We start from the raw sequence: 15,718 nt of genomic DNA, 5'->3' as shown, positions 1-15,718 counted from the left end.
CTCCTCCGCCCCTCTGCTCCCTCCCTCCACCTCAACCGCGCCCCCTTCCCTCTGATGCGCGTTCGTACCCGGCGGGAGCTATCCGCAGTCCGCGCTGCAGTCGGAGGGGGTCTCGGTGGGACCACAAATCCCATTGCCGCAGATGTCGCAGTCCGACGGGCAGGAGAAGATCTCCTCGTTGTAGCCGCAGACCCCGTCGCCACACGAACCGCAGTCATAGGGGCACGAGGTCGGGTTCTCGAGTGGGCCGCAGGAGGCATCTCCGCACCGGGTGCAGTCCGCGGGGCACGTCAGCTCGCTCTCGAATCCGTTGCAGACGTTGTCGCCGCAGGAGATGGCGCCGGCACGGGCCACGTGCATGTACGTGTTCTCTCCCTCCGAGACCATGGTCAGGGCCAGGTGTCGATACTCAGACCACACGCTGTAGCTGTTCGTGTTCCGGGTGTCCTCGTCGTCGGTGAAGATCTGTCCCTTCGCCGTGCCGAAGGTGAAGCTCTGCGCCGCGAAGACGCCATACTCGAACCCCAGGTCCGGAAGGCTCGGTGCGGGCGTGCTGGGGTTGCCACCCCCATGGAACAAACAGAAGAACATGATCGTATCCCCGGCCGCATTGCCGTTGGGCTGGATGCCGCCTGAGTTCGCGTTCCTGTTGTCTCGGTCTTCGTTGTCGAAGAATCGAGAGAAGTACCAGGAACCCGGGGGGCAGATCTCCCCCAGCATCAGCACGGCATAGGCGCTGCGCGTGGTGGGGTGAGTCTCAAGTGGCTTGAACTTCGCCCCATCGACGCGGCAGAACCGGAAGGTGGTGTTGCGCGCTTCATCCAACTGGGTGCTCCCCACCCAGTCCCTCAGATAGCTGGCTGCGCGGCTGTCTTCGTTGTCCATGTGCATCCAGAGGGCGGGCGCGGAGCTGGGACAACCCGCGGAGCCCGCGATGACCCCCACATCTTGATTGAACAGCGTGGCGACGGCGGGCTCGAGCTTGGAGGACAGTGGCTCCTCTGGCGTGGAAATGTCTGTCTGCCCACAACCCCCTTGCAAGGTGCACAAGGACCAGACCGCGAGACTCCGAAAGAGACGGTGCATGAATTCCCCCACTGAATGACTCTTGCCATTCTGTTGAGATTATCGGCTGGGTCAAGGGCTTCCGCGGATTGCGCAGCATGGACGTCTCGGCCAGGGTAGAGTCCAGGGGATGAGCCCATTCAGCGTCACGTCCGTTTCCATCGGGTCCGAATGGGTCGAGGCCGGAGTGAAAGATGGAGGAGACGCTCCGCTCCCCGTCTGGAGGGTGGTCGACTTCGCCAGGGATGCCGGCGAGAGGTACGCCAGCAGCGACGTTCCGTTCTTCTACCTGGTGGGCCCTGGGGGCGCGTCGCGGACGGTCGCCGCGATGGAGTTCGTCCGCGACTACCAGCGAGCACCATCACCTGCCGCGAAGCCGTAGCTCTCGCCGTCAGCGCCCACCTGCGAACCACCACCACCAGCCGCTCCACTTCCTCGCGTGGGCGGCGGCAACGGGACGAAGTGCACCTCGTCGTCACCTGGATGCGCGACTGCATGGCAACGGTGGGCTGGAGGCGCGCTCGCTCCGGGCCGTGGACCTGGACCTCGTGGCCGAGGGCTCGGGCCATGTGGCGGCCTTCGTGGCGGGAGGCATCGTGAAGGTGTCGCTGGACTCGTCTGGCAGCGTGGACCCGTGGGGCAGCTCCCCCCAAGCGCGACATCGATGGGGACGGCGGTGGACAGGTCAGCTGGCACTGACGGCGGTCATACCGTGAGCCACGGCGCCAGGGAGGCGTGCCCCAGGCGCGATGGCCTCGACTCTTGAAATGAGCCCCCGCACCCCGTCAATGCCAGTGCAGGCAGGCCCCCTGGGACAACCGCGCAACAGGTGTGACACGAACTGCATGCGGAGCTTTTCACCATGGTGCAGCCACGCGACAGGGCCGCCACGCCCACGGCACCTATCAGGACGGCGGCGTGCTGGTCCGGCGCGCCTGGGATTGTCAAGTCCGGCGCCCGCCTTCACCTCGCGCGCCGAGTCCCTCGCCGACAGCGTCAGGCACACCCCGCCGTGGATGCGCCCGGGAACGACGCAGGCCACACCGGCTCAAGACACTGGGCAGCCGTTCAGGCGCCAGGTCGGATCGTCGTCCAACGTGTGAGGGACTCGATGGGTTCGGTTTCCGCAGCCTCCGCCAGGTGAGGCCCGACACGCTCATCGGGTTGCCTGACACGGGCCAGTCCAAGCCATTCCACCACGCGCTCCCATACCTCGAGCGTGAGCAAGAGTTTGCGCTCGCCACGATGGCCTGGATGCCAGGGAGCCCGTTCACGTGAGTTGAGCCACCCTCAGTCTTTCCATCGCGTCAAACCACACTTGTCCGAAATCGGACTTACGACTAAGAGGGCCGAGGGCCCTGTTGGGGGAACTGGTTCGAGCGCGCGTCAGGGTGAAATCAGCGACCCGTCTCCTCGCGGCCCGCCCTGTCGCGCGCAAAGGAAATCCTTCATGTATCGTTGTATGCAAGCGGTGTTCGCCACGGTCCTGTGTATCCCCCTGGCGTGTGGTTCCCCTGAAGCCAACCACCAGGATGCGCCGCAACAGACAGGGTCGGAGGAAAAGGCTCTCACCGATCCGTACAATCCATTGCCCGAGGGCATTCGCTGGTTTCAAGGGGCCCGCTTCGCCAGCGGAGAAAACGAGACCGCGAGCTATCTCCATCCAGAGGCCCACAGCGGCTACACCAGCACGTTGAATGGCTGCCCCCCGGAATTCGACGACATCGGATACTCCCTCTTTGGCTACAATTTCACCTGGACCATTGCCGGCACGACCGTCGACATGGGCGGCGTCTGCAAGATCAACCATACCTTTCCCACGCAAGGCGCCTACGACGTCCGCCTGACGATCACCCACTCGGAGCTCCTGGGGGGCGGGCCGATTCAGACCGCGCAGTACCAGCGGTTCGTGACGATCCGTGACTACCTCGTCGTCAGCCTGGGTGACTCCTATGGCTCGGGAGAAGGGGCTCCGGACGCCGCGGCGCACTGGGGGGACACCGACACGCATCCGGTCTGGCAGAATGCGCGATGCCATCGCTCCTTCAAGTCTCCGGCGGCGCGGGCCGCGCTGGCCCTGGAGTCGAGCGACCCACACTCGTCCGTGACCTTCCTGTCGCTGGCGTGCTCCGGTGCGACCATCCAGCGAACGACCTACGAATATGAGAACTGGGGCGGTAATTTCCCCCTGGGAATCTTCGACGGCTTCGCCACCGCCAGCGACGGGCCGCCCCGCGGTTCGGGAATCCTCGGCCCCTACGTGGGCATCGAGGCCCCGGCCTACCAGCACGGCGCCTGGAATCCCGAGCACTACATGCCCTCGCAGCTCAACCGGCTCGTGACGCTGGTGGGCAACCGCCCCATCGACGCACTCGTCCTCAGCGCCGGCGGCAATGACGTGGGTTTCGGTGACATCCTCCGGTTCTGTGTCGTGCACACGGATTGCCACCAGGGCAACGACGGGCAGGAGCTGCGCTCCAAGGTCGACGTGCTCAAGGCCGCCCTGCCCACGAGCTACGACCTGCTCCAGACGCAACTCAAGCAGGTGGGCCTCGACGTGCGGAGCACGTACCTCATGGAGTATCCGGACTTCGCCCGTGGCAACTCCGGGCAGATCTGCTCCTCCATCCTGGAGGAGACGAACCTCTACGCCGGTGTCGGAGCGGACGTGTCCTACGGGGAGCTGGCGTACCTGGATGGCTATGTCCGGCTGCCCCTGATGAACATGATGCAGGACGCCGCCGAGCGCCATGGCTGGAACTATGTGTCGGGCATCTCCGATGCATTCGCGGGTGTCGGCAGTGGCGTGGGCCACGGGCTGTGCGCCTCTCCCAGCAACCGCTGGGTGAACAACGGCTACGACGCGTCCTCGACGCAGGGGCCGGAGGACAGCGAGGCCGAGACCACGGGCACCGCGCACCCCAACGAGACGGGCTACGCCGTCATGACGGTCTTCCTTCAGGAGAAGATGGACGACACCCTCCCTCCCCTCCCACGCGTGGGCATCCTGAAGACCCAAGGCGAAGCGCACGTACAAGAGGGTGGCGCCGCCTCCGGTTGGGTCCCTCAGTCCGGTGACATCCAGGCGGTGGCCTTGTCTGGCAGCCGCATCGGCGTGCTGAAGCTGAACGGCGACTTCTACCTGAAGGATGGCGCCCTCACCGCGATGTGGAACCTGGTGACGGGAGACGTGGCCGCCATCGCTTTGTCGGGCGACCGCATCGGCATCATCAAGACGAACGGCGAGGCCTACGTGAAGGAAGGCGCCTGGAACGCCTCCTGGGTCCTGATGAGCGGCGACGTCAAGGCCCTCAGCCTCTCCGGCAAGCGCATCGGCATGCTGAAGCTGAACGGCGATTTCTACCTGAAGGACGGCGCCCTCACCGAGCAGTGGGACCTGGTGACGGGAGACGTGGCCGCCATCGCTTTGTCGGGCAAGCGCATCGGCGTCGTCAAGACGAACACCGAGTCCTATGTGAAGGAAGGCGCCTGGAACGCCATCTGGGTCGCGCTGGGCTCCAACAGCAAGGCCATCGCGCTGACCGAGAACCGCGTGGGCGTGCTGCGGCTCAACGGTGAGTTCTTCCTCAGGGACGGAGCCCTCACCACGGCCTGGAACCTGGTGACGGGTGACGTCCAGTCCATCTCCCTCGCGGGCAGGCGCATCGGCATCGTCAAGACGGATGGCAATGGGTACGTGAAGGAAGGGGCGTGGACCGGGCTCTGGAACTGGGAGACCACGGCCACCACGCAGCTCGTCCTGGCCACGCCGTAGCTCGAATACCCCCATGAACGGACACATGACACCGAAACGCTTCAGGCCCTCCAACGGGCCCCTTCTCTCCATCCTCCTGTCGCTCTTCGTCGCGTTGGTCTCGACCGAGGCCCTCGCGCAATGCCCCACGGGTTGGTCGACCTGTGGTTTTCCGCTGGGCGGCGCCTGTTACTTCCCAGGCAGCTCCAATTGCAGCAATGGCACCGTCTGCGGCCTGGGCTCCGAGGAGTGTGGTGGGGCCTGCTATCGCCCCACCCTCGAGACCTGCCTGAACGGCATGTATATCTGCAGCAACGCGTACCTCTGTGGCACCTATTGCATGCGCCGGGGGCAGACGTGCCTGGAGGGCAATCAGGTCTGCCCCACGGCCCAGGCCTGCCGGGGGCAGTGTCTGGAGGCGGGAGGCTACTGTCCCACGGACGGCGCCCGCATCGGGATGTTGAAGCAGGGGGGCCAGCTCTACCTGAAGGAGGGCCCCCTCACCGAGCTGTGGAATACGGTGACCGGGGACGTGGCCTCCGTCGCGCTGGCGGGCAACCGCATTGGCATCGTCAAGACGAACGGCGAGGCCTACGTGAAGGAAGGCACCTGGGACGCGGCCTGGGTCGTCCAGAGCAGCGACATCAAGGCCATTGCCCTCGCGGGCAACCGCATTGGCGTGCTGAAGCAGAATGGCCAGTTCTTCCTGAAGGAAGGCGCGCTCACCGGGTTGTGGAATCTGGTGACCGGGGATGTGGCCTCCATCTCGCTGTCGGGCGACCGCATCGGCATCATCAAGACGAACGGCGAGGCCTTTGTGAAGGAAGGCGCATGGAACGCGGCCTGGGTCCTGATGAGTGGAGACGTCACGGCCCTCGCGCTCGAGGGCGACCGCGTGGGCATGCTGAAGAACAATGGCCAGTTCTTCCTGAAGGAAGGCGCGCTCACCGAGCTGTGGAACATGGTGACGGGTGACGTCCAGGCCATCTCCCTCTCGGGCAACCGCATCGGCGTCCTGAAGACGGACAGCCACGTGTTCGTGAAGGAAGGGGCGTGGGACGGTCCCTGGGAATGGGTCAGCTCGTCCGTGACGGCCTTCCAGCTCTCGGGCACGGGCATCGCGGTGCTCGCGAGCAACGGCGAACTCTACGTGAAGGAAGGTCCCGCCACCTCGCTCTGGACGATGGAGAGCGGGGACTGCACCGGGTTCGCGATCACGCCTCGCTAGCGCGAGACCCCGGAGCGATTGAACCTGTCACGGAGCGGGCCGGCCTCCAGCGTGAATCGCCGGAGACCGTGCCCGCTTCGTGGCGCGCCGCGCCTGCTGGAGAAAAGAGGCGCCCTGCCCGCGCAAGGGCCTGAGGACACGCGCCGCAGGCGTACCAGGCGCACTCGCGGCAGTAACGCTAGGGTGTGACGGTGAGGACCGCGGAGCCCATGGCCCCGCCCGACTTTGCGCTGATCGTGGCCCTGCCCGGGCTGACGGCCAGGGCGACGCCGGGTGTGCTCCCTGAGGTGCTGATGGGCGCGACGGTGGCATTGTTCGACGCCCACGCCACCACGCTCGTGAGATCGTGGAGCGTCCCGTCAGTGAACTCGCCCGTGGCGGTGTATTGACGAGTGGCTCCCACCACAGCCGATGAGGCGATCGGCGTGACGCGGATCAACATGACCTCTGCCGGCGATACGGTGAGCGTGGTGCTGCCCATGATCGCGCCGTACGTCGCGGTGATCACCGCTGAGCCCTGAGCGATCGCCGTTGCCTCTCCTTTGGTGGAGTCGGCGGCATCGCTGATCGTTGCGTGGGTCGGATCGCCCGAACTCCACGCAACCGTCTCCGTGAGGTCCTCCGTCGACCCGTCGCTGAACGTGCCCGTGGCGAAGTAATTCTGCTTCATGCCCACCGGGATCGTTGCGTTCGCCGGCAGCAGGGAGATCGACACGAGGGTTGCCTCCGTGACCGTGAGAAGCGTCGACCCATTGATGCCGTTGAACGTCGCGGTGATCGTCGACGTTCCTACCGCGAGTCCCTTGGCGATGCCCGTGTTCGCGATGGAAGCGGAGGTCGGCGTGCCCGACGTCCATGTTGCGAGCGTCGTCAGGTCCTTGGTCGTGTTGTCGGTCATCGTCGCGGTGGCGGTGAACGCTTGCGTGGCGCCAGCGCCAATGCTCGGGCTTCCCGGCGTGACAGCGATTGAGACGACCTCTACTTCGATGACCGTGACCTCGGTGCTCCCAGTGACGGTGCCGAGCGTCGCCGTGATCTTCGAGGTTCCCTCGGCGAGCGACGTGAGCAGCCCGGTCGGGTCGACGGTCGCCACGGTGGACGTCGCCGAGTTCCAAACGACTGCGCTCGAGATGTCTTTTGTGCTGCTATCGGCGTAGGTGCCGGTCGCCACGAGTTGCTTCTTCGCGCCGGGCGGAAGCGTTGGCGCCGCCGGCGTAACGCTCAGCGAGACGAGGGGATTGTTGTCGGCCGTCACCGTTACGGCGACGGTCTTCGTCTGTCCTTCCGAGCTCACGCTGATCGTCGCGGCGCCGGCCGCGACCGCGTTCACCTTGCCGGCCGCGACGGTGGCGACGCCGGGAGCGCTGCTCGCCCACGTCGCTGACTCCGTCACGTCTTGGGTCGCCGCGCCATCGGCCGTGAACGTTGCCTTCACTGTCGCGGACGTGCCTGCGACGAGAGAGAGGACGGATGGAGTGACGTCGAGAACGGCCGACGGCAACGCCGTCTCTGAATCCCCGCAACTCGCGCCCCCCACGATGACGAGACTTGAGAGCAAGACCACCGAGCACAGTCGGACAAGAGCGCGAGCAAAGTACATCCGAGAAACCCTATCGCCTGGCGGGCCCTCATGCCACGCGCTTTCTGCCGTCCGGCGGAAGCGGCCCCGCGGTCCGCTCTTCGAGGCCGCCAGGCATGGTGTCCAAACCACGCTCGACGTTGCCCGCGCACCGTCGGGATCCGCGTCAGCGTCCCTCACCTCCCGCTCTGCTCCCGCCCGCCACGCCCACTGTGCGCATTCCAGACGGATCCGCTCGCCCCGCCCCTGATGGATGCGCTGGGGCGCCGCATGACGTACCTGCGGCTGAGCATCACGGACCGCCGCAGCTTCCGCTGCACGTATTGTTCTCCCGCGTCCTGGGGCGGCAAGAAGGAACTGCTGAACGCGGAGGAACCGGGGCGCATCGCCAGCATCTTCGCCACGCTGGGCATCGCGATGTGCGTTCGTACCCGGCGGGAGCTATCCGCGGTCCGCGCTGCGGTCGTATGGAGTCTCGGTGGGACCACAAATCCCATTGCCGCAGATGTCGCAGCCCGCCAGGCAGGAGAAGAACTCCTCGTTGTAGCCGCAGACTCCGTCGCCACACGAACCGCGGTCATAGGGGACTGCGCCCCCTTTCTCTTATGCGCTCACGGCGTCTGCCCCTTCATCGACTCCCTCCCAGCCGCTGTCTCGGGCTCCACGGTTGCCTTGCCCGCACTGGATGGGAACCACGGCGAAAGGCTCGCGGCCTGTCCTGCCTGGCCAGACGCTGGAGCCTCTGTTCCGCCTCGGGGGCGGGGCGCGACGTGTTCGCTGGTGTGCTATGCCCCAGCGCATGGAAATCTTCCGACTTGCGGATACGGTCGAGTTGAACAACGCATGGCTCGTCGGACTGAGCGTGGCATTGTTGCTGCTCGTCCTCTGGGCCGTGCTCGTGGCCTCCAGTGCGCTGCTGTACCAGGGCATCCGGCTGATGGGTGTGAAGGCGCTGGAGCAGATGGCGGACGCTCTTCGCAAGCGCGCCCGGCTGAGCGCCGCCCTCCTGTCCTTCGTGGTGGTCATCATCGGCATCGCCGTGCTGGGCTTCTCCCTGTGGGCGAAGAAGGATCTGGAGCCCTCCTTCAATGCCTTGCTGGCGGGGGTGACGGTGGAGGGGCTGGCGGCCCTGGGGCGCGGAGCGGGCCTGCTGGTGCTCTTGCTGACGGCCTACCTGGTGTTGGATCGGGCGGCACGCCAGCTCCTGATGCGGCTCGAGCGCAGGATGAACGAGTGGCAACTGAGCCCGGAGCCGAAGGCACATGCCCAGAAGGCGATGGAGCAGGGGCCCGGCTTCATCAAGCTGGTGCTGGCCTACTTCGCGGTGGGCATGGCGGTCACCTCGCTGCAACCCCCGGCCGCGCTCGAGTGGCTCGTTGGCACCACCGTCTTCGTGTTGCTGTGCATCAGCGGTGGGCGCCTGGCGGTGTCCTTGCTGCACCTGATGTCGGTTCGGCTGGTCGAGTCCTGGCGGACGAAGAGCACGGCCACGAAGTACGAGGAGTACTTCATGGCCCTCAGCCGGCTGCTACCGGTGGGGCAGCGGAGCCTGGAGGCCATCGTCTATATCTCGGTGGCGACCCTCATCATCCGTCGGTTCCAGGGCCTGGAGTCCTTTGCTCCGTACGGGCCGGTGCTCATCCGCGTCATCGCCCTGTTCTTCGCCGCCAGCGTCGTCGTGGAGTTCGTCCGGCTGCTCATCGCCCGGGCCTTCAAGGTGGACGGTCTCGACCTGGATGACAAGGCCCGGCGGCGCAACACCTTCGTCGCGCTCATCCAGAGAGCCTCCACGTACCTGGTCTATTTCCTGGTGGGGATGATGGTGCTCAGCGACCTGGGTGTGGACCCCACCCCCATCCTCGCTGGCGCCGGCATCGTCGGTCTCACCGTGGGTCTGGGCTCACAGGCCATCGTCACGGACATGGTCAACGGCATCTTCCTGCTCTTCGAGGACCAGATCTTGAACGGCGACTACATCCGCATCAACGATACCGAGGGCGTGGTGGAGGAGATAACGCCTCGTATCACCCGCATTCGCGATCGCTTCGGGCGCCTTCACATCCTCCGCAATGGCGAAGTCAAGAATGTCATCAATTATAGTCGCGGCTGGACGCTGGCGGTCGTGGACATGGCCGTGGCCTATGAGTGCGACTTGAAGAAGGTGCTGGATGTGATTGGAAAGGTCTGCGAGCAGGTGCCCATGCTGTCGGCAGGCAAGGTGTCCGAGATGCCCAAGCTGTTGGGTATCGAGAGCATGGACGAGAGCTGGATGACCATTCGCATTGAAGCCAAGGTGCAGCCAGGGACGCACTTCGACGTGAAGCGACTGCTCAACCGGCTGTTGTTCGACGCCTTCAACGCCAACGGCCTGGAACTTCCCTATCCCAAGTCGGTGCAATACGAGGGGACCACGGTGCTTCCCGCCGCCGCCGCCGCTGCGTCGCCGGAGGAGGAGCCCCAGGCTCTGGCCGCCTCGCTTCGGTAGCGGCAGGCCGGCCGTACCCATCATGGTGCAGGTGTCCTGAGTCCTGCTTCCCTGCTCCGCCAGCACCCGCGGCCCTCCTCCACCCCCTACCGCTGGAGCCATTCCTTGATGCGCGCCATCACCTTCTACGAGTACGGCTCACCCCAGGTCCTGAAGTGCGAGGAGCGCCCCGTCCCCACGCCGGGCGCAGGCCAGGTCCTCGTGCGCGTGCGGGCCTGCGCGCTCAACGCGGCCGACTGGCACATCCTGCGCGCCGACCCCTTCCTCGCGAGGCTCGCGGTCGGGCTCTTCAAGCCCCGGTACAACGTGCTCGGCTGCGACCTGGCCGGCGTGGTCGAGGCCGCGGGTCCCGGCGTCACGCGCTTCAAGGCCGGAGATGAAGTGATGGGCGAGCTGGGCAGCAGCAACTGGGGCGCCTTCGCGGAGTACGTCTGCGCGCCCGAGGGCGTCCTCGCCTCGAAGCCCGCGAGCCTCGGCTTCGAAGAGGCCGCCGCGGCGCCGCTGGCCGGCGTGACGGCGCTGCAGGGGCTGCGTCGCGAGGGTCGCCTCCAGGCGGGCGAGTCCGTGCTGGTGAATGGCGCCTCGGGAGGCGTGGGGACCTTCGCCGTGCAGCTCGCCAAGGCGCTGGGCGCGAAGGTGACGGCGGTGTGCAGCGCCCGCAACCAGGAGCTGGCCCGCTCGCTCGGAGCCGACGAGGTCATCGACTACTCGAAGGAGGACTTCACGCGCAGCGGCCAGCGCTACGACGTCATCCTCGCGGCCAACGGCTACCACCCGCTGAGCGCCTACGAGCGCGCGCTCGCGCCCGGCGGCCGCTACGTGATGACGGGCGGAGCGGGAAAGCAGATGGCGGCGGCGCTCCTGCTCGGGCCGGTGCGCTCGCTCGGTAGTCGCAAGCGCCTGGGCTACCTGACGATGAAGAGCAACCTGGACGACCTGGAGTACCTGCGCGACCGCCTGGCCGACGGCTCCGTGCGCTCCGTCATCGACCGCACCTACCCGTTCGAGGAGCTGCCCCAGGCCCTCGCGTACCTCGAGGAGGGACACGCCCGCGGCAAGGTCGCCATCCACATGTCCTGAGGAGGTCCCTGCCTCCCATGACGGCGCCTCCTTCCGTACCCGCGGAGCGCAGCCCGCCGCGTCGACGCCCTGACCTCCTCCCCCCGGCTGGGATTCGAGAGCAGGGCGAGCAACCGCACGCGAGTCATCCCGGCTTCGCACCGCGGTACCCTGCACATCCGCGCGAGGCGCTGCCCGGAGGCTCAGGAGAAGGGGAAGCAAACGCAGACATCGCCAGAGCATCGACCATAGGCGAAGCCCGCCTCGATGCACTCATTGACGCAATTGCCAGAACAATAGGACAGCGGCTCCGCGGGCGCTGCGACCGCCAGCGTGGCTCCGAACGACACAGCCGCCCCCGTGACAACGGCAAGCAATACCTGAACAGCCTTCTTCACGGAACAGAGCATCGTCCCCTCCCAGGTTGGTATGACAGCGGCTTCCAACTCGCTCACGGCTGAAGCGCCTCAAAGGATAGCAGGTCGTCCAGGTCCTCTGTTCCGCATCTCAGGTGACGCCTCCGTCCCATCTGCCAACGGCGACATCCGCACACACCAGGTCGACGCACCGCACCACGGCCCGAGCCTGGAGGACAGCTCGGTGCCGCGTTGAATCACGAGCGGCGGCTCGTCACGTCAGGAGCTCAGAAGCGGCTCCCCAGCCCCAACGCCATTCCACCCTGAGACACCGCCACCGACGGAAGCACGCTGACATCCGACGGCGCTGGTGTCGCGCTATTGGCGGCATGAGACAGCTCATACCCAATGAAGGACCCCATGATGCGGCCCGTCAGGGCGGCGGTAGCGGCGATTGGGAGACGAGCGCCCTCGTTGAGGCTCAAGAGGCGCCAACAGGTCCAGGCTCCCGCCACACACCTGATCGGGGCGCGGCCTGGGCAGGCGGGTGCCCCGTCGAGACCCTCGGCCGCATCGAGGCAGGAGGCACAGGGGCCGGAGGTGGTGCCCCAACAAGGAGGGTGTCGACAGCGCGGAGGAGAGTCGTTACAAAACCGCCCGTCGATGCACGAGTCCCTTTCCGCCACCCAGGCGAGCATTGCCAACCCGAATGCTGTCATCCGAATTGTTCGAGGCCATCGTCCAGCATGATCTGGAGCGTGTTCGTGCGCTGCTGGTTCGCGGTGCAGACCCCAACCTGCCCAGGGAAGATGGCTGGCGACCCCTGCATGTCGCCATCGGCCAGATGGGCGTTGGGGGAACGATTGACTTCATCAAGCTGTTGATCGAGCACGGTGCGGACGTCAACGAATGGGATGCCCATCATCACGAGACGCCGCTCCTCAGCGCCATGGAACCTCCGGAGCTGGAGGTCGCACGGGTGCTTCTCGAAGCAGGCGCGGATCCGAACGTCCGCAGATCAACGCATGAGTCACCTTTGCAGCTGGCCGTAGAACATGAACATCCGGAGATCACGGCGCTGCTCCTGCGCCATGGTGCTGGACGAACGATGGACGAGTGGGGAGGACTTCGCGGATTGACGCCGCTCGGCATGGCCGCTCGTAAGTTCAACGTTCCCATCATCGAGCTTTTGATGGCGGAGGGGGCGGATCCGCAGGCGGTTGATGAGTACAACGAAACCGCGCTCGCCAAACTGCCACCTCGTGAAAAGCACGATCCGCGAACGTGGGACAGGATCCTTGAGCTTCTTGGACGCCGACGGTCGTGACGCAGGTACGTGAGGTTCAGACGGAGAGGGACGCTGTCGTCCTCTCCGTACGCTGAGGCGCCCGCTCAGGGCCGCGCCTCACCGGCCAGCGCCGCGCGGTGGATGGCCACCCAGAAGTCGGCGGCCCGCCGGGCCCCTTCGAGCAGCGGCTCCGGGTGCCCGACCCCCAGCGCCGCGCAGAGCGCCTGGGCCCGCGCGCCGTGCTCCAGGTCCACGTCGAGGTGGACGAGGATGAAGCGCGCCTTCGTCCGCTCCAGCCCAAGCCGCCCCAGCCCCTGGCGGGCCTCGCCTCCCAGGTGCCGCGCCACGCCCTCCAGCACGCGCAACGCGCCCAGGAAGGCGAGCTGCCGCTCCGGCCCGATTCCCTCCCAGAAGGCGTGGAAGTCGGCCACCTCGCGAGGCGTGTCGGACGAGGGCTCGCGCCCGAAGGTCGCGAGGTCCGCCTTGGCCAGCAGGTAGTGCGACTGCTCGTCCCCCGCCAGCTCCGCGAAGAAGGCCTTCAGCTCGGGGAGCGTGGCGCGCTCGGCCGCGAGCCGCAGCCGGTCTCCGCTGCGCCGCGTGTAGTGGTACATCATGTCGAGGAACGCCACGTAGCGCTCTGGCGTCACCGCCGGCAGCCAGCTCGCGACCTGCCGCGCCATCCCGACGGTGAACGCCTCCAACTGCTCCTCAATCGACGACATCCTCAGTCCCTCCGGTCCGAAAGCAGCGCGCCCAACGTCCGCCGGGCATGCGCGAGGTGCGGCGCCGCCCGCTCGCGGGGTAGCTCGTCCAGGCGCACCACGCCCGCGTCGAGGAACCCCTCCCCTCCGAGTCCCCGTCCACAGGCGGTGGGCACCGCGCGCAAATCCACCGGCTGGAGCACGCCGCGCGCGTCCCGGGCGAGCGCGAGCTTCAGCACGGCCCCTGTCTGGCACGCCAGCGTGGGCATGATGCTCAGGAAGTTGCCCAGCGAGTACGCGATGAGCCCCATCCGCGCGGGCCCGCCCCGGCGCACCTGCGTGGGGCAGGTGGCGTCCGCGCCGTCGATGGACACCCACTCCACCGGCTGGAGGACATGCGGCGAGGAGCCCAGGACGAGGTCCGCCCCGCGCTCGATGAGCCGCCAGGCGTGCTCGCGCTGGAGGGCCTCGGGCCAGTACTCGTACTCGAAGCCCCAGTGCGGCATCAGCACCACCAGGTCCGGCCCCACCGCGCGAGCGGCGTCGATGAGCGCGCCCAGCCGCGCCCAGTCCGGCGCGTGGAGGGGGCTGCCCAGCCGCGTCACCGGCACCCCGGCGGGCGGCGCCCCCACGAGGTGGTTGATGTCATACGTCACAGCGGCGATGCCCATCCGCACCCCGTCCACCTCCAGGGCGGCCACCGCGTCCTCCGGCCGGGGGCCTCCCACGCAGCAGTGCTGGGAGGAGGCCAGCACCGTCCCCCGGGTCCGCTTGAGCCCTTCGGCGCCCTGGTCGAGCGCGTGGTTGTTGCAGAGGGAGAAGACGCGGTGGCGCGCCGTGCCCTCCCAGGCCGCGAGGTAGTCCGGCGGGGCGTTGTAGTGGAGCGTCTCGTAGACGAGCCGGGGCACGGGCCGCGCCGGGTCCACCGGCGTCTCTAGATTCGCGAAGGCCACCGCGTCCCCCGCCATCACCTCCCGGACGCCGGGAGACAGGGCGCGGTGGAAGCCGCTGCGAATCCACATCATGTCGCCCACGGCGCTCAGCCGGAGCTCCGGCGCGCCCGCGTGCCGCCAGCTCCCCGAAGCGAGGTGCCGGGAGACTCGCGCGAAGTGCTCCCCGGTTTCGGCCGAGCGCGGCTCCGGCAGGTGCAGGAGGCTCTTGGTGAGGTAGCGCAGGTTGAGGTCCCACCGGGACAGCGGCCAGCGGCCGTCCTCGTAGCGGATGTCCGCATACAGCCGGCGCACGGCGTTCATGGGCGCTTTCGCTCCAGGGTGACGAGTCGCACGTCCTCCTCCACCACCATGGGGCCGGCCAGGAGGGCCCGCCACATGACGTGGAGGTAGCTGTCGAAGACGGGGGCCCCGCGCGCGAGCAACTCCGGGCGCAGGCGCGCGTGCAGCCGCGCGAGGTTGTAGCCGGGCACCCGCGGGTAGAGGTGGTGGTCCAGGTGGTGGTTGAGGCCGTTCCACAGGAAGGTGACGAGCCGGGTGCCGCGCACCGTCGTCGCGGTGTGGAAGCGGTCGCCGCGCCAGACGTTGGCGTGGTGGTCGGCGATGGACTTGAGCCCGTTGAGGGGGCTGGCGAAGAGCACCGGCAGCAGCCAGCACTCCACCGCGCCCCCGAGGAGCCCGTGGCCCGCCAGGAGCCAGAAGAGCAGCGCGTAGAAGGCCCCGTAGCCGAGCAGCACCAGCGCATGGCGGCGCAGGCGGGCGGCGTCGAAGTGCTGCACCGGGTAGAGGACGTTGAAGTAGACGAGGCTGAGCGGCAGGCCCAGCAGCACGGTGGCGTAGAAGAGTGCCCACAGCCCGGGCGAGCGGCGGCCCGCGTTGTAGGCGTCAGGGTCCTTCTCCGTGCGGTTCCAGCGGTGGTGCGCGAGGTGATCGTGCCGCATCGGCTCGTAGGCGATGCCCACGAGCAGGCTGAGCCCGTTGCCGAAGAGGCGGTTCTGCCAGGGCCTCGGGAAGAGGGTGTCGTGCCACGCGTCGTGGTCCAGCTGGATGAGCCCCATGACGCCCTGGGCCGCCAGCAGCCACAGGGGCAGCTTCAGCCAGAAGCCGCTGACGTGCGCGAGCCCCACGCCGGCAAGCCCCCACACGCCCAGGTGGAGGGCCGCCATGCCCAGGGCCCGCGCGGGGCGGATGCGCAAGAGCTCCACCAGCTCGTCGCGGGAGGGGCCCGGCCCGGCGGGGGCAGCGGGTGAAGT

Annotated in this window: 11 protein-coding genes; 6 read left to right on the top strand and 5 right to left on the bottom strand. The window is 67.4% G+C overall.

What is annotated here, in order from left to right; translation table 11 throughout:
* Positions 1–78: 78 nt before the first annotated feature.
* Positions 79–1,086: a hypothetical protein gene (locus FJV41_RS39715; protein WP_141647825.1), complete on the bottom strand. Its 1,008-nt coding sequence runs from the start codon at positions 1,084–1,086 to the stop codon at positions 79–81.
* Positions 1,087–1,195: 109 nt separating this feature from the next.
* On the opposite strand from FJV41_RS39715, the gene FJV41_RS39710 reads away from it, so the two are divergent.
* The 3 genes from FJV41_RS39710 (at position 1,196) to FJV41_RS39695 (ending at position 6,047) form a co-directional block, all read left to right on the top strand.
* A complete protein-coding gene (locus tag FJV41_RS39710; protein WP_141647824.1) occupies positions 1,196–1,447 on the top strand; it encodes a hypothetical protein in 252 nt (83 codons plus the stop codon).
* A 1,068-nt stretch (positions 1,448–2,515) separates the two neighbouring features.
* The gene (locus tag FJV41_RS39700; RefSeq protein WP_181791261.1) at positions 2,516–4,840 is read left to right on the top strand and encodes an SGNH/GDSL hydrolase family protein; all 2,325 of its coding nucleotides are present in this window, start codon (positions 2,516–2,518) and stop codon (positions 4,838–4,840) included.
* Positions 4,841–4,865: 25 nt separating this feature from the next.
* On the top strand, positions 4,866–6,047 hold the full coding sequence (locus tag FJV41_RS39695) for a hypothetical protein (protein WP_141647821.1): 1,182 nt from the start codon (positions 4,866–4,868) through the stop codon (positions 6,045–6,047).
* A 178-nt stretch (positions 6,048–6,225) separates the two neighbouring features.
* Here the strand turns inward: FJV41_RS39695 and FJV41_RS39690 are convergent, their stop codons facing one another.
* Entirely contained in the window at positions 6,226–7,548 is a 1,323-nt protein-coding gene (locus tag FJV41_RS39690; protein WP_181791259.1) for an Ig-like domain-containing protein, read from the bottom strand.
* Positions 7,549–8,458: 910 nt separating this feature from the next.
* Between FJV41_RS39690 and FJV41_RS54775 the strand changes: the two genes are divergently transcribed.
* The 3 genes from FJV41_RS54775 (at position 8,459) to FJV41_RS39670 (ending at position 12,853) form a co-directional block, all read left to right on the top strand.
* Entirely contained in the window at positions 8,459–10,111 is a 1,653-nt protein-coding gene (locus FJV41_RS54775; protein WP_254627474.1) for a mechanosensitive ion channel family protein, read from the top strand.
* A gap of 108 nt (positions 10,112–10,219) precedes the next feature.
* On the top strand, positions 10,220–11,191 hold the full coding sequence (locus FJV41_RS39675) for an NAD(P)-dependent alcohol dehydrogenase (protein WP_141647826.1): 972 nt from the start codon (positions 10,220–10,222) through the stop codon (positions 11,189–11,191).
* Positions 11,192–12,235: 1,044 nt separating this feature from the next.
* Positions 12,236–12,853 (top strand): ankyrin repeat domain-containing protein, encoded by a 618-nt coding sequence (locus FJV41_RS39670; protein WP_141647819.1) that lies wholly within the window; start codon positions 12,236–12,238, stop codon positions 12,851–12,853.
* Positions 12,854–12,918: 65 nt separating this feature from the next.
* On the opposite strand, the gene FJV41_RS39665 is transcribed toward FJV41_RS39670, so the two are convergent.
* The 3 genes from FJV41_RS39665 to FJV41_RS39655 form a co-directional block, all read right to left on the bottom strand.
* On the bottom strand, positions 12,919–13,536 hold the full coding sequence (locus FJV41_RS39665) for an iron-containing redox enzyme family protein (protein ID WP_141647818.1): 618 nt from the start codon (positions 13,534–13,536) through the stop codon (positions 12,919–12,921).
* A gap of 2 nt (positions 13,537–13,538) precedes the next feature.
* Positions 13,539–14,768 carry a CapA family protein gene (locus FJV41_RS39660; RefSeq protein WP_141647817.1) on the bottom strand — a complete coding sequence of 410 codons (1,230 nt, stop codon included), beginning with the start codon at positions 14,766–14,768 and terminating at the stop codon, positions 13,539–13,541.
* Positions 14,765–15,718 (bottom strand): fatty acid desaturase family protein (locus FJV41_RS39655; protein WP_141647816.1); only part of this gene is annotated, 954 nt, incomplete at its 5' end. The genes FJV41_RS39655 and FJV41_RS39660, both read right to left, overlap by 4 nt.

It is taken from the genome of Myxococcus llanfairpwllgwyngyllgogerychwyrndrobwllllantysiliogogogochensis, assembly GCF_006636215.1.
In the GTDB taxonomy this organism is placed as follows: Bacteria; Myxococcota; Myxococcia; order Myxococcales; family Myxococcaceae; genus Myxococcus; species Myxococcus llanfairpwllgwyngyllgogerychwyrndrobwllllantysiliogogogochensis.
This window is presented reverse-complemented; position numbering and strand designations above follow the sequence as displayed.

What these genes read in the sequence shown, in the direction of transcription:
- FJV41_RS39715 (WP_141647825.1), bottom strand. Translation starts at nt 1,086, where the DNA reads ATGCACCGTCTCTTTCGGAGTCTCGCGGTCTGGTCCTTGTGCACCTTG.
- FJV41_RS39710 (WP_141647824.1), top strand. Translation starts at nt 1,196, where the DNA reads ATGAGCCCATTCAGCGTCACGTCCGTTTCCATCGGGTCCGAATGGGTC.
- FJV41_RS39700 (WP_181791261.1), top strand. Translation starts at nt 2,516, where the DNA reads ATGTATCGTTGTATGCAAGCGGTGTTCGCCACGGTCCTGTGTATCCCC.
- FJV41_RS39695 (WP_141647821.1), top strand. Translation starts at nt 4,866, where the DNA reads ATGACACCGAAACGCTTCAGGCCCTCCAACGGGCCCCTTCTCTCCATC.
- FJV41_RS39675 (WP_141647826.1), top strand. Translation starts at nt 10,220, where the DNA reads ATGCGCGCCATCACCTTCTACGAGTACGGCTCACCCCAGGTCCTGAAG.
- FJV41_RS39670 (WP_141647819.1), top strand. Translation starts at nt 12,236, where the DNA reads ATGCTGTCATCCGAATTGTTCGAGGCCATCGTCCAGCATGATCTGGAG.
- FJV41_RS39665 (WP_141647818.1), bottom strand. Translation starts at nt 13,536, where the DNA reads ATGTCGTCGATTGAGGAGCAGTTGGAGGCGTTCACCGTCGGGATGGCG.
- FJV41_RS39660 (WP_141647817.1), bottom strand. Translation starts at nt 14,768, where the DNA reads ATGAACGCCGTGCGCCGGCTGTATGCGGACATCCGCTACGAGGACGGC.